Below are 19,000 nucleotides of genomic sequence, written 5' to 3'. Positions count from 1 at the left end.
TCCGCGGCTCGCACGCCTTGTTGCCGGCCGGCAACGCGCCGGCCGGCGCCTCGCATCACTGCTCGAGCAGGATGCGCAGCATGCGGCGCAGCGGTTCGGCCGCGCCCCAGAGCAGCTGGTCGCCGATCGTGAAGGCGCCGATGTACTCCGGGCCCATCGCCAGGGTGCGAATGCGGCCGACCGGGATCGTCATCGTGCCGGTGACGGCCACCGGCGTCAGGTCGCGCAGCGTCGCTTCACGCGTGTTGGGCACGAGCTTCACCCACTCGTTGTCGGCGGCGATCATCGCCTCGATGTCGGCGACCGGCACTTCGCGCTTCAGCTTGAAGGTCAGTGCCTGCGAGTGGCAGCGCATCGCGCCGACGCGCACGCAGAAGCCGTCGACGGGCACCGCCGGCGAACCGAAGCCATCGCCCTGGCCGAGGATCTTGTTCGTCTCGGCCATGCCCTTCCACTCTTCCTTGGACTGGCCGTTGCCGAGATCCTTGTCGATCCACGGGATCAGCGAGCCGCCCAGCGGCACGCCGAAGTTGGCCGTCTCCTCGGGCGTCAGCGCGCGCTGCTTGGCGATGACCTTGCGGTCGATCTCCAGGATCGCGCTCTTCGGGTCGTCGAGCAGGCTGCGGACCTCGGCGTTGAGCGTGCCGTACTGCGTCAGCAGCTCGCGCATGTGCTGCGCGCCGCCGCCCGAGGCCGCCTGGTAGGTCTGGGTGCTCATCCACTCGACGAGCCCGGCCTTGTACAGCGCGCCGACGCCCATCAGCATGCAGCTGACGGTGCAGTTGCCGCCGATCCAGTTGCGCCCGCCGTTGGCGAGCGCGTTCTGGATCACCGGCAGGTTGACCGGGTCGAGCACGATGACCGCGTCGGCGTTCATGCGCAGCGTCGACGCCGCATCGATCCAGTGACCGTTCCAGCCCGCGGCACGCAGCTTGGGGAAGACCTCGGTCGTGTAATCGCCGCCCTGGCAGGTCAGCACGATGTCGCAGCGCTTGAGCGCGTCGATGTCGTACGCGTCCTGCAGCCGCGTCTCGTTCTTCGCCAGCTCGGCCGGGGCGCTGCCGCCGGCGTTGCTGGTGCTGAAGAAGAGCGGTTCGATGAGCGCGAAGTCGTTCTCGGCGCGCATGCGATCCATCAGCACGGAACCGACCATCCCGCGCCAGCCGACCAATCCTACGAGTGCCATGTGTCCACCTTTTCGACGTGTCCCGGACCCCTGCTGCCCTGCCCCGGCTCGCTTCGCCGGGGTCCTGGGGTGGGGGCGAGACGATCCGAGAGCTTCAGCTCTTGGTAATCGTTTTGCCGGTGATCGCCGCGACGACGGCGTCGCCCATCCGGGCGGTGCCGACGCGCTGCGTGCCTTCGGACCAGATGTCGGCCGTGCGCAGACCTGCGGCCAGCACGGCGCGCACGGCCGACTCGATGCGGTCGGCGGCTTCGGGCTGTGCGAGGGTGTAGCGAAGCATCATGGCGGCCGACAGGATTGTAGCCAGCGGGTTGGCGATGCCCTGCCCCGCGATGTCCGGCGCGCTGCCGTGGCTGGGCTCGTACAGGCCCTTGTTGTTCTGGTCCAGCGAGGCGCTGGGCAGCATGCCGATCGAGCCGGTGAGCATCGCCGCCTCGTCGGACAGGATGTCGCCGAACATGTTGCCGGTGACGACGACGTCGAACTTCTTCGGCGCCTTGACGAGCTGCATCGCGGCGTTGTCGACGTACATGTGGTCGAGCTCGACGTCCGGGTACTGGGCGTGCACCTCGGTGACGACGTCCTTCCAGAACTGGAAGGTCTCGAGCACGTTGGCCTTGTCGACGCTGGTCACCTTGCCGCGGCGCTTGCGCGCCGCCTGGAACGCCAGGTGGGCGATGCGCTCGATCTCCGGGCGGCTGTAGCGCATCGTGTCGAAGGCTTCTTCCGCACCGGGGAAGTGGCCGTCGACGGCGATGCGCCGGCCACGCGGCTGGCCGAAGTAGATGTCGCCGGTCAGCTCGCGGATGATGAGGATGTCCAGGCCCGCCACCAGCTCGGGCTTCAGGCTCGAGGCATGCGTCAGCTGCTCGTAGCACAGCGCCGGGCGCAGGTTGGCGAACAGGCCCAGGTGCTTGCGCAGGCCGAGGATCGCCTGCTCGGGGCGCAGCGAGCGCTCCAGCGTGTCGTACTTCCAGTCGCCGACGGCGCCGAACAGCACCGCATCGGCGGCCTTGGCCAGCGCCAGCGTGGAATCCGGCAGCGGATGGCCGTGCGCGGCGTAGGCGGCGCCGCCGACGAGCGCGGTCTCGGTCTCGAACGGCAGGTCCAGCACGTTCAGCACCTTGACGGCTTCGGCGACGATCTCGGTGCCGATGCCGTCACCCGGGAGGATGGCGATCTTCATGGTCTTCCTTGGCGATTGACGGGGCTCAGCCGACGAGGCGCTGGTCGAGCCAGGGCATCCTGGCCAGGCGCTCGGCTTCGAAGGCGCGGATCTTGTCGGCGTGGCGCAGCGTCAGGCCGATGTCGTCGAAACCGTTGACGAGGCAGTACTTGCGAAAGGGCTGCACGTCGAAGGGCAGTTCGCTGCCGTCGGGCTTGACGATGACCTGACGCGGCAGGTCCACCGTCAGCGCATAGCCCGGGAAGGCCGCGACTTCGTCGAACAGGCGCGCGACCTGCGACTCGGGCAGCTGAATCGGCAGCACGCCGTTCTTGAAGCAGTTGTTGAAGAAGATGTCGGCGAAGCTCGGCGCGAGGATCGCGCGAAAGCCGTACTGCTGCAGCGCCCAGGGCGCGTGCTCGCGGCTGGAGCCGCAGCCGAAGTTCTCGCGCGCCAGCAGCACCGAGGCGCCGGCGTAGCGCGGCTGGTTGAGCACGAAGTCCGGGTTCGGCTTGCGCGCGGCCGGGTCCTGGCCGGGCTCGCCGCGGTCCAGGTAGCGCCACTCGTCGAACAGGTTGGGGCCGAAGCCGGTGCGCGCGATCGACTTCAGGAACTGCTTGGGGATGATCGCGTCGGTGTCGACGTTGGCGCGGTCCATCGGGGCCACGAGCCCCTGGTGCACGGTGAAGGCTTGCATGGCGGTCACTTCTTGGCTGCGCCTTCGATGGCCTGGCCGGCTTTTTGAATGTCCTGGCCGACGCCCTTGACGGTGTTGCAGCCGGCCAGCGCGACGACGGCGAGGCAGGCCAGCAGTGCGGCGAACGAACGCTTCATGACGTTTCTCCTCGGGAGATCAGGCGACGCGGCGCACGTCGACGAAATGGCCCGCCAGCGCGGCCGCGGCGGCCATCGCCGGGCTCACGAGGTGGGTGCGGCCGCCGGCGCCCTGGCGGCCTTCGAAGTTGCGGTTGCTGGTCGAGGCGCAGCGCTCGCCCGGCTCGATGCGGTCGGCGTTCATCGCCAGGCACATGCTGCAGCCCGGCTCGCGCCACTCGAAACCGGCACCGCGGAAGACCTCGTGCAGGCCTTCGGCCTCGGCCTGGGCCTTGACGCGGCCCGATCCCGGCACGACCAGCGCCTGCTTGACGTTGGCCGCGACCCGCCCACCGGCGCGCCGCACGACCTCGGCGGCCGCACGCAGGTCCTCGATGCGGCTGTTGGTGCAGGAGCCGATGAACACGCGGTCGACCGCGATGTCGGTCAGCGCCTTGTTCGGCTCCAGGCCCATGTAGACCAGCGCACGCTCGATCGCGGCGCGCTTGCCGGCGTCCTTCTCCTTGTCCGGGTCGGGCACGCGGCCGTCCACGGGCAGCACCATCTCCGGGCTCGTGCCCCAGGTGACCTGCGGCAGGATCTGCGCCGCGTCGAGCTCGACGACGGCGTCGAAGTGCGCGCCCGGGTCGCTGTGCAGCGTGCGCCAGTGGGCGACGGCGTGGTCCCAGGCGACACCGCTCGGCGCGAACGGCCTGCCTTTGACGTATTCGATCGTCGTGTCGTCGACGGCCACCAGCCCGGCGCGCGCGCCGGCCTCGATCGCCATGTTGCAGACCGTCATCCGGCCTTCCATGCTCAGCGAGCGGATCGCCGAGCCGCCGAACTCGATCGTGTAGCCGGTGCCGCCGGCGGTGCCGATGCGGCCGATGATCGCCAGCACCACGTCCTTGGCGGTGACACCGCGGCCCAGGCGGCCCTCGACCTTCACCAGCAGGTTCTTCGCCTTCTTGGCCAGCAGCGTCTGCGTCGCCAGCACGTGCTCGACCTCGCTGGTGCCGATGCCGTGCGCCAGCGCGCCGAAGGCGCCGTGGGTGCTGGTGTGGCTGTCGCCGCAGACCACCGTCATGCCCGGCAGCGTGGCGCCGTTCTCCGGGCCGATGACGTGCACGATGCCCTGGCGCTGGTCCAGGAACGGGAAGTAGGCAGCGGCGCCGAAGGCGCGGATGTTCGCATCCAGCGTCGTGATCTGCTGCTTGGAGATCGGGTCGCGGATGCCGTCGTAGCCCTCGGCCCAGCCGGTGGTCGGCGTGTTGTGGTCGGCGGTGGCGACGATGGAGCTGACGCGCCAGACCTTGCGCCCGGCCAGGCGCAGGCCTTCGAAAGCCTGCGGGCTGGTCACCTCGTGCACGAGGTGGCGGTCGATGTAGAGCACGGCAGTGCCGTCTTCCTCGGTGTGCACGACGTGCTCGTCCCAGAGCTTGTCGTAGAGCGTGCGGGCGGTCATCGGGTCTCCTCGGTCAGGATTCGGAGGTTCGCAGCGCCTGGACGAAACGCTGCACGACGGTGGGCAGGACCTCCTGCGTGCGCACCGCCAGACGGTATTCACGCGCCGCCCAGGGTTCGTCGAGCGCGAGCACGCGCACCGCGAACACCTGCGCCAGGCGCTCGGCCACGGCCGCCGGCAGCACGGCGACGCCGAGCCCGGCTTCGACGAGCTGGGCGATGGCGTCGAAGCCGCGCACCTGCAGCCGCGCCTTCAGCGTGCGCCCGCGCGCCTCGGCCTCGGCGCGCATCGTCTCCTGCGCCGCGGCGCCGGCGTGCAGGCCGACGATGTCGTGGTCCAGCAAGGCCTCGAAACGCACGCGCGTCTCGGTGGCCAGCACGTGGTCCTGCGGCACCATCGCGGCCAGCGAGCCGCTGCGGTAGCGCCAGGTGGTCAGGCGGTTGTCCAGTTGCGGCGGCACGAAGATGCCGACGTCGGCACGGCCTTCGGCGACCGCGGCCTGGACTTCGGAGCTGGTCTGGTCTTCCAGGCTGATGCGGATCTGCGGATGGGCCTGCGAGAAGCCGGCCAGATCCGGCGGCAGGCATTCGGCGATCGCGCCGGCGTTGGCGACGACACGCAGATGGCCCTTGATGCCGCGCGCGAACTCGGCGACCTCGCTCTCCAGCGCGTGCAGCGAGGCGTGCAGGCCGCGGATGTGGCGCACCAGCGCGCGGCCGGCCTCGGTGGGCTCGACCCCGCGCGCGCGGCGTTCGAACAGCGGCACGCCGAAACGCGCCTCCAGGTCCGACAGCCGGCGGCTGGCCGCGGCCAGCGCGAGATGCTCGCGCCGGGCGCCGGCGGTGATGCTGCGGGTGTCGGCGATCGCCAGCACGAGATTGAGGGTGACGAGGTCGAATCGCATGAGGTGGCGCGCAGTCTAATCCTTCGCCAAAGACAGAACCATGCCTATCGAGCGAATGAAGACTTCGCGCCAAGCGAAGCCAAAGGCATCAACAAAGCGCCTTCAGCGCGACGGAACCGACGCCGCCGCGGGCTCTGGCGGCTGTGGCCCGAACTTCAGGTTCAGGCCGGTGAACAGCGTCAGGTCGTTGCGCCGCACGCCGTCGGGCGGGCGGCTGTTGAACTGGTCCGACAGCGTCACCGTCAGCCCCAGCGTCGTGTTCAGCGCCACCGCCAGCGTGGAGCTGAAACGCACGAGCGTCGTGCGGTCGCCCGAGATCGTCGGCGCGACGTCCAGTCGCTGGCGCAGCTCGACGGCCGGCGTCAGCCGGTGCACCGACTCCTCGCCCAAGGTCAGCGTCGTGCGCGCGAAGCGGCTGGCGCTGCGGTCGGCGATCGTCTGGGGGCGCGAATAGCGGTCGACCGAACGCCCGAGGCCGGCGAAGACGCTGACGTTGGCGTCGGCCCGGTCGACGAGTTTCCAGCCCAGGCCGGCGTCGACGGTGTCGCGGCGGTCGAGCTCGATGACGCGGTCGCGCTCGACCGCGCCACGGCCGTAGACGAAGCTGCGCGGCGTCAGGTTCAGGTCGTAGCGGCCGCTGGCGTTCCAGCGGTCGGCGGTGGTCTGGACCTCGCCGTCGAGTTCGCTGCGGCCGTAGTTCAGCGAACCGCCGAGCGTGATGCGGTGTTCCGGCGTGGCCTGCACCGCGTCCAGGCTCAGCGACACCGCCGCGCCGTCGGTGTTGCCCGAACTGACGGTGGCCGCGGCTCCCCCGGAACCGCGCCAGAGGCCGTCGCTGACGGGCAGCTGCGGCGGCGGCACCAGCCACTGGGCCTGGGCGCCCGCGGCGGCGAGCAGACACGGGAGGAACACCACACGCAGCGCGCGGCGGCCCGGACGGAAGAAGCGGCACGAACACGTCACGCCGCCGATGCTCGCGGCCCGGGGCCGCGAGGGAATTAAGCACTTGTGACCGGCAGCCGCCGGCCAGCGGGGCTCAGGACAGCGCGGCGACGACCTCGGGCGGCGCCTGGACGAGCTCGATCAGCACGCCCTCGCCCGAGAACGGGAACTCGTCGTTGGACTTCGGGTGCACGAAGCAGATGTCGTGACCGGCCGCGCCCTTGCGGATGCCGCCGGGCGCGAAGCGAACGCCCTGGGCCGTCAGCCACTGCACGGCCGTCGGCAGGTCGTCGATCCACAGGCCCACGTGGTTCAGCGGCGTGGCGTGCACGGCCGGCTTCTTCTCCGGGTCCACCGGCTGCATCAGGTCGACTTCGACGGCATGCGGGCCGCTGCCCAGCGCGCAGATGTCCTCGTCGACGTTCTCGCGTTCGCTGACGAACGTGCTCTTCACGGTCAGGCCGAACATGTCGACCCACAGCGACTTCAGCCGCTGCTTGTCGGGGCCGCCGATGGCGATCTGCTGGATGCCCAGCACACGGAACGGACGGGTCATGCGGACACCTCCTTCTTCGTCGGGGACAGGTTCAGGCGCGCGAGCAGCTTGCGGTCGTCCCCGGCGTCGGCATTGCCGGTGACGAGCAGCTGGTCGCAATAGAAGATCGAGTTGGCGCCGGCCAGGAAACACAGCGCCTGGATGCCGTCGCCGAGTTCGCGCCGCCCGGCCGACAGCCGCACGCGCGAACGCGGCATCACGATACGCGCCGCGGCGACGACGCGCACGAGTTCGAACGCATCGACCGGCGGCGCGTCGGCCAGCGGCGTGCCGGGCACGCGCACCAGGCTGTTGATCGGCACCGAGTCGGGCGCCGGGTCCAGCGCGGCGAGTTCGGCGATCAGCCCGGCGCGGTGGGCGCGCGTCTCGCCCATGCCGACGATGCCGCCGCAGCAGACCTTGAGCCCGGCGTCGCGCACGTGGCGCAGCGTCTGCAGCCGGTCTTCGTAGACGCGGGTGCCGATGACCTCGCCGTAGAACTCGGGCGCGGTGTCGAGGTTGTGGTTGTAGTAGTCCAGCCCGGCCTCGCGCAGCGTGCGCGCCTGCTGCGGCTCGAGCATGCCCAGCGTCGCGCAGGTCTCCAGCCCCAGCGCATGCACCTCGCGCACCAGCGCCGCGACCTTCTCGACGTCGCGGTCCTTCGGCGAGCGCCAGGCCGCGCCCATGCAGAAGCGGGTCGCGCCGGCGGCCTTGGCGGCACGCGCCTTGGCCAGCACCTCGTCGACGTCGAGCATCCTGGCCGCCGCGACGCCGGTGTCGTGGCGCGAGGACTGCGGGCAGTAGCCGCAGTCCTCGGGGCAGCCGCCGGTCTTGATCGACAGCAGCGAGGCCAGCTCGATGTCGCCCTGCGGCCAGTGCCGTGCGTGGACCTCGGCGGCGCGGCGCACGAGGTCCATGAACGGCAGTTCCAGCAGCGCGAGCACACGCTCGCGCGTCCAGTCGGCGGAAGTCTTCGGGGTGGTCTCGTCGGTCAGGGTCATGGAGTCAGGCGAAGCGGATGATCGGCTGGTCGACCGCCAGGCTCTCGCCCTGATCGGCCAGCACCTCGGCGACGGTGCCGTCCTGCGCCGCCGTGAGGATGTTCTCCATTTTCATCGCTTCGATGACCGCCAGGCGTTCGCCGGCCACGACGGCCTGCCCGGGCTTCACCGCGACCTGCACCAGCAGGCCCGGCATCGGCGAGAGCAGGAACTTGCTCATGTCCGCGGGCGGCTTGAACGGCATCACGCGCAGCAGTTCGGACGCGCGGGCGCGCATCACCATCGCGTCGATGCGGCGGCCGTTGTGCGCCACGCTGTACCAGACGCCGTTGCGCTCGGCCTGCGCCGTGAACGGGCGGCCGTTGCAGGTGCCGGTGGCGCGGATCGAGCCGAAGCGCCATTCCTTGACGATGCCGTAGCTGCGGCCGTTGACGCTGACCGTCGTCGTGTTGCCCGCGACCTCGATCTTCACCGGCACGTGGGTGTGCTCGCCGGCCTCGCCGCGCACGACGACGACGAAGTCGGTGCCGATGCGCAGGTTGTGGCCCGCGAGCTGGCCGCTGATGCTGGCGGCGCGGCCGAGGTAGCGGCGGTAGACGGTGGCCACCAGCGCGACGAGGAAGTCGGGGTCGTCGTGCGGCACGTCCTCGGCGCGGAAGCCCTTGCCGTAGTGCTCGGCGATGAAGCCGGTGTTGAACTGGCCGGCGACGAACTTCGGGTGCGCCAGCAGCGCCGACTGGAACGGGATGTTGCTCGACACGCCGCGGATGACGAAGCCGTTGAGCGCTTCGCGCATGCGGGCGATGGCGTCGTCGCGGTCCAGCCCGTGCACGATGAGCTTGGCGATCATCGAGTCGTACTGCATCGGGATCTCGCCGCCTTCGTAGACGCCGGTGTCCACGCGCACGCCGCCGCCGGCAGGCACCGGCAGCGCTGCTTCCATCGTCTGCGCCGGCGGCATGTAGCGCACCAGGCGGCCGGTGGACGGCAGGAAGTTGCGGAACGGGTCCTCGGCGTTGATGCGGCACTCCATCGCCCAGCCGCGGCGCGGGATGTCGGCCTGCTTGAACGGCAGCGGCTCGCCCGAGGCCACGCGCAGCATCTGCTCGACGAGGTCGATGCCGGTGATGCACTCGGTGACCGGGTGCTCCACCTGCAGCCGCGTGTTCATCTCCAGGAAATAGAAGCTCTGGTCCTTGCCGACGACGAACTCGACGGTGCCGGCCGACTGGTACTTCACCGCCTTGGCCAGCGCGACGGCCTGCTCGCCCATCGCACGGCGCGTGGCGTCGCTGATGAACGGCGACGGCGCTTCCTCGATGACCTTCTGGTGGCGGCGCTGGATCGAGCACTCGCGCTCGTGCAGGTAGACGACGTTGCCGTGGGCGTCGCCGAGCACCTGGATCTCGATGTGGCGCGGCTCCTCGACGAACTTCTCGATGAAGACGCGGTCGTCGCCGAAGCTGTTCTTGGCCTCGTTGCGACAGGAGGCGAAGCCCTCGTGCGCTTCCTTGTCGTTGAAGGCCACGCGCAGGCCCTTGCCGCCGCCGCCGGCGCTGGCCTTGATCATCACCGGATAGCCGATGTCGCGTGCGATCTGCACGGCCTGCTCGGGCGACTCGATGGCCTCGTTCCAGCCCGGGATGGTGCTGACGCCGGCCTCGTTGGCCAGCTTCTTGGAGGCGATCTTGTCGCCCATCGCCGCGATGCTGTAGTGCTTCGGGCCGATGAAGACGATGCCTTCCTCCTCGACACGGCGGGCGAAGTCCTCGTTCTCGGACAGGAAGCCGTAGCCGGGGTGGATGCCCTCGGCGCCGGTCTGCTTGGCCGCGGCGATGATCTTGTCGGCGACCAGGTAGCTCTCGCGGCTGGGCGCCGGGCCGATGTGCACGGCCTCGTCGGCCAGCTCGACGTGACGCGCGTCGCGGTCGGCGTCGGAATAGACGGCCACCGTCGCGATGCCCAGCTTCTTCGCCGTCTTGATGACGCGGCAGGCGATTTCGCCCCGATTGGCGATCAGGATCTTCTTGAACATGGAGTTCTCTCCGGAATTCGGTTCGGCGCCCTCTCCCGCTCGCGGGAGAGGGTTGGGGTGAGGGTCGCGGTACGCAGGCACCCTCACCCCTGCCCTCTCCCGCGCGCGGGAGAGGGAGAAGGCGATCAGAGGGGAATGTTCCCGTGCTTGCGCCACGGGTTTTCCAGCTTCTTGTCCTTGAGCATCGCCAGCGAGCGGCAGATGCGCTTGCGCGTCTCGTGCGGCTGGATGACGTCGTCGATGTAGCCGCGTGCGCCGGCCACGAAGGGGTTGGCGAAGCGCTGCTTGTATTCGGCTTCGCGCGCGGCGAGCTTGGCCGGGTCGGCCTTGTCTTCGCGGAAGATGATCTCGACCGCGCCCTTGGCGCCCATCACCGCGATCTCGGCGTTGGGCCAGGCGAAGTTGACGTCGCCGCGCAGGTGCTTGGAGCTCATCACGTCGTAGGCGCCGCCGTAGGCCTTGCGCGTGATGACGGTGATCTTGGGCACCGTGCACTCGGCGTAGGCGTAGAGCAGCTTGGCGCCGTGTTTGATGATGCCGCCGTACTCCTGCGAGGTGCCGGGCATGAAGCCGGGCACGTCGACGAAGGTCACGACCGGGATGTTGAAGGCGTCGCAGAAGCGCACGAAGCGCGCCGCCTTGATGCTGCTCTTGATGTCCAGGCAGCCGGCGAGCACCAGCGGGTTGTTGGCGACGATGCCGACGGCCTCGCCGTTCATGCGGCCGAAGCCGACGACGATGTTCTTGGCGTTGTCGGGCTGGATCTCGAAGAACTCGCGGTCGTCGACCACCTTCGTGATCAGCTCCTTCATGTCGTAGGGCTTGTTCGGGTTGTCCGGAACCAGCGTGTCCAGCGACTCGTCGATGCGCTCCGCGGGGTCGCCGCTGGGGCGCACCGGGGCGCGCTCGCGGTTGTTCAGCGGGATGTAGTTGAAGAAGCGGCGCAGCATCAGGATCGCCTCGACGTCGTTGTCGAAGGCGAGGTCGGCGACGCCGCTCTTGGTCGTGTGGGTGATCGCGCCGCCCAGCTCCTCGGCGGTGACTTCCTCGTGCGTCACGGTCTTCACGACCTCGGGGCCGGTGACGAACATGTACGAGCTGTCCTTCACCATGAAGATGAAGTCGGTCATCGCCGGCGAGTAGACCGCGCCGCCGGCGCAGGGGCCCATGATCAAGCTGATCTGCGGCACGACGCCGGAGGCCATCACGTTGCGCTGGAAGACCTCGGCATAACCGCCCAGCGAGGCCACGCCTTCCTGGATGCGCGCGCCGCCCGAGTCGTTCAGGCCGATGACCGGGGCGCCGACCTTCATCGCCTGGTCCATGATCTTGCAGATCTTCTCGGCGTGCGCTTCCGACAGCGCACCGCCGAAGACGGTGAAGTCCTGGCTGAAGACGAAGACGAGGCGGCCGTTGATCATGCCGTAGCCGGTGACGACGCCGTCGCCGGGGATGGTCTTGCCGGCCATGCCGAACTCGCTGCAGCGGTGTTCGACGAACATGTCCCATTCCTCGAACGTGCCGTCGTCGAGCAGCAGCTCGAGGCGCTCGCGCGCCGTCAGCTTGCCCTTGGCGTGCTGCGAATCGATGCGCTTCTGGCCCCCGCCCAGGCGGGCGGCGGCGCGCTTCATCTCGAGCTGTTCGATGATGTCGTGCATGAAGTCTGTCTCCTCGTTCAGTCCATCAGGTCGAGCAGACGGCGCGCCGCCACCGAGGCGGCCAGCCGCCCGGAGAGCACGTCGTCGGTGATCGTCGGCAGGGCCTCGCGCACCGCCAGGTGTTGCTTGAAGCGCTGGCGCAGGCCGGCTTCGATGCGGTCCCACATCCAGGCCTCGTCCTGGGCGCGGCGCCGTGCGGCCAGCCGGCCGCTGTCGCGCTGGCGCTCGTTGAAGCCCGAGACCGCGGCCCAGAACTCGTCCAGCCCGCTGCCCTTCAGCGCGCTCAGCTGCAGCACCTGCGCCGGCACCGCCGTGTGCGGCCCCAGGAAACGCAGCGCGCTGGTGATCTGGGCGCGCGCGCGCGTCGCGGCGTGCGGGTCGAGGTCGGCCTTGTTGATGACCACCAGGTCGGCCAGCTCCATCACACCCTTCTTGATCGCCTGCAGGTCGTCGCCGGCGTTGGGCAGCTGCAGCAGCACGAACATGTCGGTCATGTTGGCCACCGCGGTCTCGCTCTGGCCGACGCCGACGGTCTCGACGATGACGACGTCGTGGCCCGCGGCTTCGCAGACCAGCATCGACTCACGCGTCTTCTCGGCCACGCCGCCCAGCGTGCCGCCGGCCGGGCTGGGACGGATGAAGGCACGCTCCTGGGTCGACAGCCGCTCCATGCGCGTCTTGTCGCCGAGGATGGAGCCGCCGGAGACGCTGGACGAGGGGTCGACGGCCAGCACCGCGACGCGGTGGCCGCGGCTGATCAGGTGCAGGCCCAGCGCCTCGATGAAGGTGCTCTTGCCCACGCCCGGCACGCCGCTGATGCCCAGGCGCAAGGCGCGCCCGGTGTGCGGCAGCAAGGTGTTGAGCAGTTCGTCGGCACGCAGGCGGTGGTCGGCGCGCGTGGACTCCAGCAGCGTGATGGTCTTGGCGAGCGCACGCCGCTGCAACGGCCCCGCGGGGCCGAGCAAGGACGCGAGCAGCGCCTGGTCGGGGTCAGGCATGGACGTCTCGAGACGGCGACGAAAGGCTCAGGCGAGCGCCTTCTTGATCTGCTCGAGCACGTCCTTGGCGCTGGCGGGGACGGGCGTGCCGGGGCCGTAGATGCCCTTGACGCCGGCCTCGAAGAGGAAGTCGTAGTCCTGCTGCGGGATCACGCCGCCGGCGAAGACGACGATGTCGTCGCCGCCCTGGGCCTTCAGCGCGTTGATGATCGCCGGCACCAGCGTCTTGTGGCCGGCGGCCAGCGTGCTGACGCCGACCGCGTGCACGTCGTTCTCGATCGCCTGGCGGGCGCACTCCTCGGGGGTCTGGAACAGCGCGCCGATGTCGACGTCGAAACCCAGGTCGGCGAAGGCCGTGGCCACCACCTTGGCGCCGCGATCGTGGCCGTCCTGGCCGAGCTTGGCGATCATCACGCGCGGGCGACGGCCCTGCTGTTCGGCGAACTCGTCGATCTCGGCCTTGAGCTTGTCCCAGCCCTCGGCGCTGTCGTAGGCGGCTGCGTACACCCCGGTCACCTTCTGGATGTCGGCGCGGTGGCGCCCGTAGATCTTCTCCAGCGCGTCGGACACCTCGCCGACGGTGGCGCGCACGCGCATCGCGTCGATGGCCAGGCCGAGCAGGTTGCCCTCGCCGCTGTGCGCGGCGGCGGTCAGCGCGTCCAGCGCGGCCTGCACCTTGGCGCCGTCGCGCGCGGCACGCACCTGCGCCAGGCGGGCGATCTGCGCGTCGCGCACCTTGACGTTGTCGACCTCGAGGATCTCGACCTTGTCCTGCTTGGTGCTGCGGTACTTGTTGACGCCGACGATGACGTCGTGGCCGGAGTCGATGCGCGCCTGCTTCTCGGCGGCGCTGGCCTCGATCTTCAGCTTGGCCCAGCCCGAGTCGACGGCGCGGGTCATGCCGCCCATGGCCTCGACTTCCTCGATGATCGCCCAGGCCTTGTCGGCCATGTCCTGGGTCAGCTTCTCCATCAGGTAGCTGCCGGCCCAGGGGTCGACGACCTTCGTGATGTGGGTCTCTTCCTGGATGATCAGCTGGGTGTTGCGGGCGATGCGCGAGCTGAACTCGGTGGGCAGCGCGATCGCCTCGTCGAAGCTGTTGGTGTGCAGGCTCTGCGTGCCGCCGAAGACCGCGGCCATCGCCTCGACCGTCGTGCGCACGATGTTGTTGTACGGGTCCTGCTCGGTGAGGCTCCAGCCCGAGGTCTGGCAGTGCGTGCGCAGCATCAGGCTCTTGGGCTTCTTGGCGTTGAAGCCCTTCATGATCCGGCACCACAGCAGACGCGCGGCGCGCATCTTGGCGATCTCGAGATAGAAGTTCATCCCGATCGCCCAGAAGAAGCTCAGGCGGCCGGCGAACTCATCGACGTCCAGGCCGCGTGCGGTCGCGGTCTTCACGTACTCCTTGCCGTCGGCGAGCGTGAACGCGAGCTCCAGCGCCTGGTTCGCGCCGGCTTCCTGCATGTGGTAGCCGGAGATCGAGATCGAGTTGAACTTCGGCATGTGGTGCGCCGTGTACTCGATGATGTCCGCGACGATCCGCATCGAAGGCTCGGGCGGATAGATGTAGGTGTTGCGGACCATGAACTCCTTGAGGATGTCGTTCTGGATGGTCCCCGACAGCTGGTCCTGCGCGACGCCCTGCTCCTCGGCGGCGACGACGTAGCCGGCGAGCACCGGCAGCACCGCGCCGTTCATCGTCATCGAGACGCTGACCTTGTCCAGCGGGATCGAGTCGAAGAGGATCTTCATGTCCTCGACCGAGTCGATCGCCACGCCGGCCTTGCCGACGTCGCCGGTGACACGCGGGTGGTCGCTGTCGTAGCCGCGGTGCGTGGCCAGGTCGAAGGCCACCGACACACCCTGGCCGCCGGCGGCCAGCGCCTTGCGGTAGAAGGCGTTCGATTCCTCGGCGGTGGAGAAGCCGGCGTACTGGCGGATGGTCCACGGGCGCACCGCGTACATCGTCGCCTGCGGGCCGCGGATGAAGGGCTCGAAGCCCGGCAGCGTGTCGGCGTGCGGCAGCTCGGCGGTGTCGGCCGCGGTGTACAGCGGCTTGACGGTCAGGCCCTCGGGCGTCTGCCAATTCAGCGCCTCGACGTCGCCGCCCGGCGCCGACTTGGCGGCGGCCTTGTGCCATTGTTCGAGGGACGACGGGGCGAACTCACCGCTCTTGAGCGGATCGGGGCTGTTGCTCATCGAGAAGTCTCCTGCTGTGCAAGCCGCCGGGCCCGCTGTCATGAATAATTATAAATTCCCGCCCCCGACATCTTCCTGACACGGCGGTTAACGGTGCCGCCCGGGCTGGCGTGAACACCCGCCCGGGGGGTAGCGCTTCAGTGCTGGAAGGCGGGCCGTTCCGAGGCGAGCTCGGCAACCAGGCGATCAGCGCCGCCAGGCGGCGCCACCCCGGTGCCGGCCATCGAGGCCAGACGCGCGACGCTGTCCAGCCCCAGCAGCTGGGCCAGGATCTCGGCGCCGACCTCGCCTCCGGCCATCAGGCGCAGCAGCCCCGACAGCAGCGGCGAATGCGCGCGCAAGCCCTCCGGCACGGGCTGCAGGTGTTCGTGGCCCGCGTCGACGACGGCGAGCACCTCGTCGACCCACAGCGCCACCACCGGTTTTGCCGGCGCGGCCGGCACCGACAGCACCAGCAGCACGCCGTCGCTGGCACGTGCCGCGTAGTTGACGCCGAACAGCGAGCGGGCGCAGAGCACCGGCACGACGACGGCGCCGGCCCCCTGGGGCACCTCCAGCAGGCCCAGCGCATGGGGCACGCCAAGCCGCGCGCGTACCAGCCCGTCGCGCGGGCGCGCCTCGAGCACCACCGAGGTCGGCAGGCCGAACCGGCCGGCGCCGACGTGGAACAGCGCCCAGCCGGCGACGGCTTCGCGGCGCGCGGGCGGCAGCGCGTAGACGGGGGTGTCGTGCAGGTTGCGGCCGCGGCGCTCGCGCTCACCGAGTTTCACGGCAACGAGCGCCCGCACCCGGTTGTCGTAGCCGTCGGCGTGCTTGAACTCGCGATAGCCCTCGGCACGCACCGAGGCCACGGCCCAGGTCGAGTCGCGGTACTCGGCCAGCCCGGGCGCCAGGGCCTTGGGCAGCAGCGAACCCGGCGCGAACTCGGGATCGGTGCACGCGAGCACACGGCCGTCGGCGTCGACGAAGGCAGCCAGCCCGGCGCGTTCGCCGAGCACGTCGCCGAGCATGGTCCGAAGTTCGCCCGCGGCGTCGAAGACGGCCGCGATGCCGCCCACCGTCCTGCGCTGTGCGTCGCGCACGGCGGCGCAGAAGACGTAGGTCGGCGCGTCGCCGGACAGCGCCGAGGCGGCAAACGGCGACACGGCGTAGCGTTGCGAGTCCGTCAGCCCGCGCACCGCGTCGAGCAGCCAGGCATCGACCTCGCGGCCGACGAGCGTGGCGTCGTCGGCATCGCGCGAGACCGCACGGATGCGGCCGTCGGCACCGAACGCCACGAGCCGCGTGTAGACGGTGTAGAGGCTGTTGACGTGGCGCAGCACCGCGCCGAGCCCGGCCTCGGCGGCGGCGTCGGGCGGGCCGGCAAGCACACGTTCCACCACCGGCGACAGCGCCCACCAGCGGCAGTCGTTCGCACGTTCGTAGAGACTGCGGTCCATGATGTCGGCGGCCAGCCGCGCCAGATCGTGCGCGGCATTGCGCTGGCGTGCCAGGCCGCTGCGCTGCAGCGCGACGATGGCCTCGTCGACGCGGTCGCGCGTGCGCCGGCCGGCCTCCTGCACCTGCGCCAGCAGCGCCTTCAGGCGTGCACTGGCCTGCTGCTGCGCGCCGGCGAACAGGCGCCCGTTCCAGACCACACGGCGCAGGTCGCCGTTGATGGCGTCGAGCTCGCCGCGGATGCGCGCGAGTTCGGGCGTGTCGGGCGCCAGTGCGGCGTCGGCATTGCTGTCGTCGCGGCCACCGAAGGCGGTCAGCAGCGAAACCATCGCGTGGGCCCGCCAGCCCGGGCCGGGATAGCCCTGGAAGCCGGCACCGGCCCGCGTCACGGCCAGGTACTCGCGCCCGCCGAAGGCGACCAGGCCGACTTCGCCGCCGTGCGAAGCCTGCAGGCGGGCGCCGACCGGCACGTGCGACTCGTCGGCGCTGGCGATGACACGGTCCTCGGCATCCAGCAGCACCAGCGCCACGTGGCGCCCGGATTGCTCGACGCTGGCGAAGATGCGCTGCATCTCGTCAACCAGGCGAAAACGCAGCACCAGCACGCCGACGCAGCGCCCGCCGTCGGCGTCGATGCGATGCGCATACAGCAGCGCCGGCTGTGCGCCCCGGGCCAAGGGAGTGGGCCCGAAACGTTCGACGAAGCCGTGCCGCGAGATCGCCTCCTGCACCAGCGGGTCGCCGGCCAGCGAGACCGGGCCGCCCTCGTCCAGGCGCGCCAGCACGCGGGCGTCGGGCGCCAGCAGCACGATGTCGTCGTAGACGCTGTACTTCGCGCGGTACTCCGCGAGCCGGCGCTGCAGCGGCGCGACGTCGGCGGCGCCGCGCGCAGCCGATTCGCAGAAAGACCGAAGCACCGCGTCGGTGGCGAGGAAGCCGACGTCGGCAGTGCGCTCGAAGAGGTTGCGCACGAGGATGTCGATCGTGCACTGCGCCGCCGAAGCGAGTTCATCGCCCAGCTCGGCGAGGCTTTCGCTGCCGAGCTGGCGCACCAGCCGCGCCTGCAGCGCGATGAAGCGCTCGCGGGTGCGTGTGAGCATCGGCAGGATGTCCTCCGCTTCCTCCGGACACGCGATCGCGGAAGTGGCTTCGATCATCTGCCAGAGCAGCCCGAGGTCGCGGAGGTCGCGCTCTGCGCAGAGCACGTGCCGCATGTGGGGGACGAGGTCGTCGACGAGACTCATGGAGCGCGGCCTGCACCAGAACCTGTGAGTTAGGGGTGGAGCGCAGGCTATGGCGACTCGCCGGTCGCAATCAAGCGAAGAAAGCGGCCTATGTCCACCAGTTCCAACACGGCACCAGTGGGGCGCGCGGGGCACCAGAAGCGGTCAGCGATTTTGGGGTTTCCCCTGCAACATCGGGGGCTGGCACGAGGATCGCGTGATGCAAAATTATGAATTCAGATTCGCCCTCGGCCTCGCCGACCACCCTGCCCTGCTCGCCTGTGGCCGACGTTCCGCAACGCCCCGATGCCCGCCCGCTGTCACCCCGCGCCCTCTACGAGGAAGTCGCGGAACGGCTGCGACACCAGATTTTCGCCCGCCAGCTCGAACCGGGCAGCTGGATCGACGAACTGCGCCTGTGCGCCGAGTTCGGCATCAGCCGCACACCGCTGCGCGAGGCGCTGAAGGTCCTGGCCACCGAAGGCCTGGTGACGATGAAGGTGCGCCGCGGCGCCTACGTCACCGAGATGTCGACCGCCGACGTGGCCCAGGTCTACCACCTGCTGGCGCTGCTGGAAAGCGACGCCGCGGCCACCGTCGCCACCGGCGCCAACGACACCCATCGTGATCGCCTGCGCCGGCTGCACGCGCGCCTGGAAGCCGAGACCGGTGATCGCGACGTCTTTTTCGCGACCAACGAGGAGTTTCACATGGCGCTGCTCGACGCGGCCGGCAACCGCTGGGCGACGCAGGTGGTGACCGACCTGCGCAAGGTCATGAAGCTCAACCGCCACCATTCGCTGTTCAAGCAGGGGCGCATCGAGGAGTCGCTGGCCGAGCACCGCGCGCTCGTGGCCGCGATCCTCGCCCACGACGCCGAGGCGGCGCGGCGCTTGATGCGCGAGCACTTCGACAACGGGCTCGCAGCCGCGGCTTGACCGCCGTTAGGCTCGGGTCAGATGCGCGGCCCACACTCGCAAGACTTCACGACGAGGACCACCAGGCATGAAGATCCACGAATACCAGGCCAAGGAACTGCTGCGCGCGCACGGAGTGCCCGTGCCGCGGGGTTATGCGGCGTTCACGGTGCAGGAGGCGCTGGAGGCGGCGCAGAAGCTCGGCGGCTCGGTGTGGGTGGTCAAGGCCCAGATCCACGCCGGCGGCCGCGGCAAGGGCGGTGGCGTCAAGCTCGCGCGTTCGATCACCGAGGTCGAGACCCTGGCCTCGCAGATCCTGGGCATGCAGCTCGTCACCCACCAGACCGGCCCCGAAGGCCAGAAGGTGCGCCGGCTGCTGATCGAGGAAGGCGCCGACATCCGCAAGGAGTACTACGTCGCCGCGCTGACCGACCGCGCGACGCAGAAGGTGGCGCTGATGGCGTCCTCCGAAGGCGGCATGGACATCGAGGAAGTGGCGCACGCCACGCCGGAGAAGATCCT

At 69.9% G+C, this 19,000-nt stretch carries 16 protein-coding genes; 2 read left to right on the top strand and 14 right to left on the bottom strand.

The genetic code is table 11. The annotated features are described in order from the left end of the window. Nucleotides 1–55: 55 nt before the first annotated feature. From asd to EV684_RS11700, 14 genes are all read right to left on the bottom strand, one after another. Entirely contained in the window at nt 56–1,186 is a 1,131-nt protein-coding gene (gene asd, locus EV684_RS11765; protein WP_132647442.1) for an aspartate-semialdehyde dehydrogenase, read from the bottom strand. Nucleotides 1,187–1,280: 94 nt separating this feature from the next. Then, a complete protein-coding gene (gene leuB / locus EV684_RS11760) occupies nt 1,281–2,372 on the bottom strand; it encodes a 3-isopropylmalate dehydrogenase (RefSeq protein WP_132647440.1) in 1,092 nt (363 codons plus the stop codon). Between the two features lie 25 nt (nt 2,373–2,397). Beyond that, nucleotides 2,398–3,048 carry a 3-isopropylmalate dehydratase small subunit gene (gene leuD / locus EV684_RS11755; protein WP_132647438.1) on the bottom strand — a complete coding sequence of 217 codons (651 nt, stop codon included), beginning with the start codon at nt 3,046–3,048 and terminating at the stop codon, nt 2,398–2,400. Between the two features lie 5 nt (nt 3,049–3,053). Continuing rightward, nucleotides 3,054–3,185, bottom strand: a complete 132-nt coding sequence (locus EV684_RS11750; RefSeq protein WP_009855913.1) for an entericidin A/B family lipoprotein — start codon at nt 3,183–3,185, stop codon at nt 3,054–3,056. A 19-nt stretch (nt 3,186–3,204) separates the two neighbouring features. Then, nucleotides 3,205–4,629 (bottom strand): 3-isopropylmalate dehydratase large subunit, encoded by a 1,425-nt coding sequence (leuC, locus tag EV684_RS11745; protein ID WP_132647436.1) that lies wholly within the window; start codon nt 4,627–4,629, stop codon nt 3,205–3,207. Nucleotides 4,630–4,642: 13 nt separating this feature from the next. Next, nucleotides 4,643–5,533, bottom strand: a complete 891-nt coding sequence (locus tag EV684_RS11740) for a LysR family transcriptional regulator (protein WP_132647434.1) — start codon at nt 5,531–5,533, stop codon at nt 4,643–4,645. A 102-nt stretch (nt 5,534–5,635) separates the two neighbouring features. Continuing rightward, on the bottom strand, nt 5,636–6,496 hold the full coding sequence (locus EV684_RS11735) for a DUF481 domain-containing protein (RefSeq protein WP_243651146.1): 861 nt from the start codon (nt 6,494–6,496) through the stop codon (nt 5,636–5,638). Between the two features lie 73 nt (nt 6,497–6,569). After that, a complete protein-coding gene (locus EV684_RS11730) occupies nt 6,570–7,031 on the bottom strand; it encodes a VOC family protein (protein ID WP_132647432.1) in 462 nt (153 codons plus the stop codon). Then, entirely contained in the window at nt 7,028–8,011 is a 984-nt protein-coding gene (bioB, locus tag EV684_RS11725) for a biotin synthase BioB (protein WP_132647430.1), read from the bottom strand. The genes EV684_RS11730 and bioB overlap by 4 nt, the downstream gene beginning before the upstream one ends. 4 nt (nt 8,012–8,015) lie before the next feature. Then, nucleotides 8,016–10,046 carry an acetyl-CoA carboxylase biotin carboxylase subunit gene (gene accC, locus EV684_RS11720; protein ID WP_132647428.1) on the bottom strand — a complete coding sequence of 677 codons (2,031 nt, stop codon included), beginning with the start codon at nt 10,044–10,046 and terminating at the stop codon, nt 8,016–8,018. Nucleotides 10,047–10,171: 125 nt separating this feature from the next. Further along, a complete protein-coding gene (locus EV684_RS11715; RefSeq protein ID WP_132647426.1) occupies nt 10,172–11,704 on the bottom strand; it encodes an acyl-CoA carboxylase subunit beta in 1,533 nt (510 codons plus the stop codon). A 17-nt stretch (nt 11,705–11,721) separates the two neighbouring features. Continuing rightward, nucleotides 11,722–12,702: a methylmalonyl Co-A mutase-associated GTPase MeaB gene (gene meaB, locus EV684_RS11710; RefSeq protein WP_132647424.1), complete on the bottom strand. Its 981-nt coding sequence runs from the start codon at nt 12,700–12,702 to the stop codon at nt 11,722–11,724. A gap of 27 nt (nt 12,703–12,729) precedes the next feature. Then, nucleotides 12,730–14,901 (bottom strand): methylmalonyl-CoA mutase, encoded by a 2,172-nt coding sequence (gene scpA / locus EV684_RS11705; RefSeq protein WP_132647422.1) that lies wholly within the window; start codon nt 14,899–14,901, stop codon nt 12,730–12,732. 137 nt (nt 14,902–15,038) lie between these two features. After that, complete coding sequence (locus EV684_RS11700; protein ID WP_165908474.1) at nt 15,039–17,438, bottom strand: chemotaxis protein CheW; 2,400 nt, start codon at nt 17,436–17,438, stop codon at nt 15,039–15,041. Between the two features lie 404 nt (nt 17,439–17,842). Between EV684_RS11700 and EV684_RS11695 the strand changes: the two genes are divergently transcribed. Then, the gene (locus EV684_RS11695; protein WP_132647418.1) at nt 17,843–18,499 is read left to right on the top strand and encodes a GntR family transcriptional regulator; all 657 of its coding nucleotides are present in this window, start codon (nt 17,843–17,845) and stop codon (nt 18,497–18,499) included. A gap of 67 nt (nt 18,500–18,566) precedes the next feature. Continuing rightward, a partial coding sequence (locus tag EV684_RS11690; protein ID WP_207896857.1) for an ATP-grasp domain-containing protein occupies nt 18,567–19,000 on the top strand: 434 nt, incomplete at its 3' end.

The sequence above is a fragment of the Rubrivivax gelatinosus genome (assembly GCF_004340905.1).
Lineage (GTDB): Bacteria > Pseudomonadota > Gammaproteobacteria > Burkholderiales > Burkholderiaceae_C > Rubrivivax > Rubrivivax gelatinosus.
This window is presented reverse-complemented; position numbering and strand designations above follow the sequence as displayed.

Excerpts from the sequence above, each read along its gene's own strand:
- asd (WP_132647442.1), bottom strand. The coding sequence starts at position 1,186 with ATGGCACTCGTAGGATTGGTCGGCTGGCGCGGGATGGTCGGTTCCGTG.
- leuB (WP_132647440.1), bottom strand. The coding sequence starts at position 2,372 with ATGAAGATCGCCATCCTCCCGGGTGACGGCATCGGCACCGAGATCGTC.
- leuD (WP_132647438.1), bottom strand. The coding sequence starts at position 3,048 with ATGCAAGCCTTCACCGTGCACCAGGGGCTCGTGGCCCCGATGGACCGC.
- EV684_RS11750 (WP_009855913.1), bottom strand. The coding sequence starts at position 3,185 with ATGAAGCGTTCGTTCGCCGCACTGCTGGCCTGCCTCGCCGTCGTCGCG.
- leuC (WP_132647436.1), bottom strand. The coding sequence starts at position 4,629 with ATGACCGCCCGCACGCTCTACGACAAGCTCTGGGACGAGCACGTCGTG.
- EV684_RS11740 (WP_132647434.1), bottom strand. The coding sequence starts at position 5,533 with ATGCGATTCGACCTCGTCACCCTCAATCTCGTGCTGGCGATCGCCGAC.
- EV684_RS11730 (WP_132647432.1), bottom strand. The coding sequence starts at position 7,031 with ATGACCCGTCCGTTCCGTGTGCTGGGCATCCAGCAGATCGCCATCGGC.
- bioB (WP_132647430.1), bottom strand. The coding sequence starts at position 8,011 with ATGACCCTGACCGACGAGACCACCCCGAAGACTTCCGCCGACTGGACG.
- accC (WP_132647428.1), bottom strand. The coding sequence starts at position 10,046 with ATGTTCAAGAAGATCCTGATCGCCAATCGGGGCGAAATCGCCTGCCGC.
- EV684_RS11715 (WP_132647426.1), bottom strand. The coding sequence starts at position 11,704 with ATGCACGACATCATCGAACAGCTCGAGATGAAGCGCGCCGCCGCCCGC.
- meaB (WP_132647424.1), bottom strand. The coding sequence starts at position 12,702 with ATGCCTGACCCCGACCAGGCGCTGCTCGCGTCCTTGCTCGGCCCCGCG.
- scpA (WP_132647422.1), bottom strand. The coding sequence starts at position 14,901 with ATGAGCAACAGCCCCGATCCGCTCAAGAGCGGTGAGTTCGCCCCGTCG.
- EV684_RS11700 (WP_165908474.1), bottom strand. The coding sequence starts at position 17,438 with ATGCTCACACGCACCCGCGAGCGCTTCATCGCGCTGCAGGCGCGGCTG.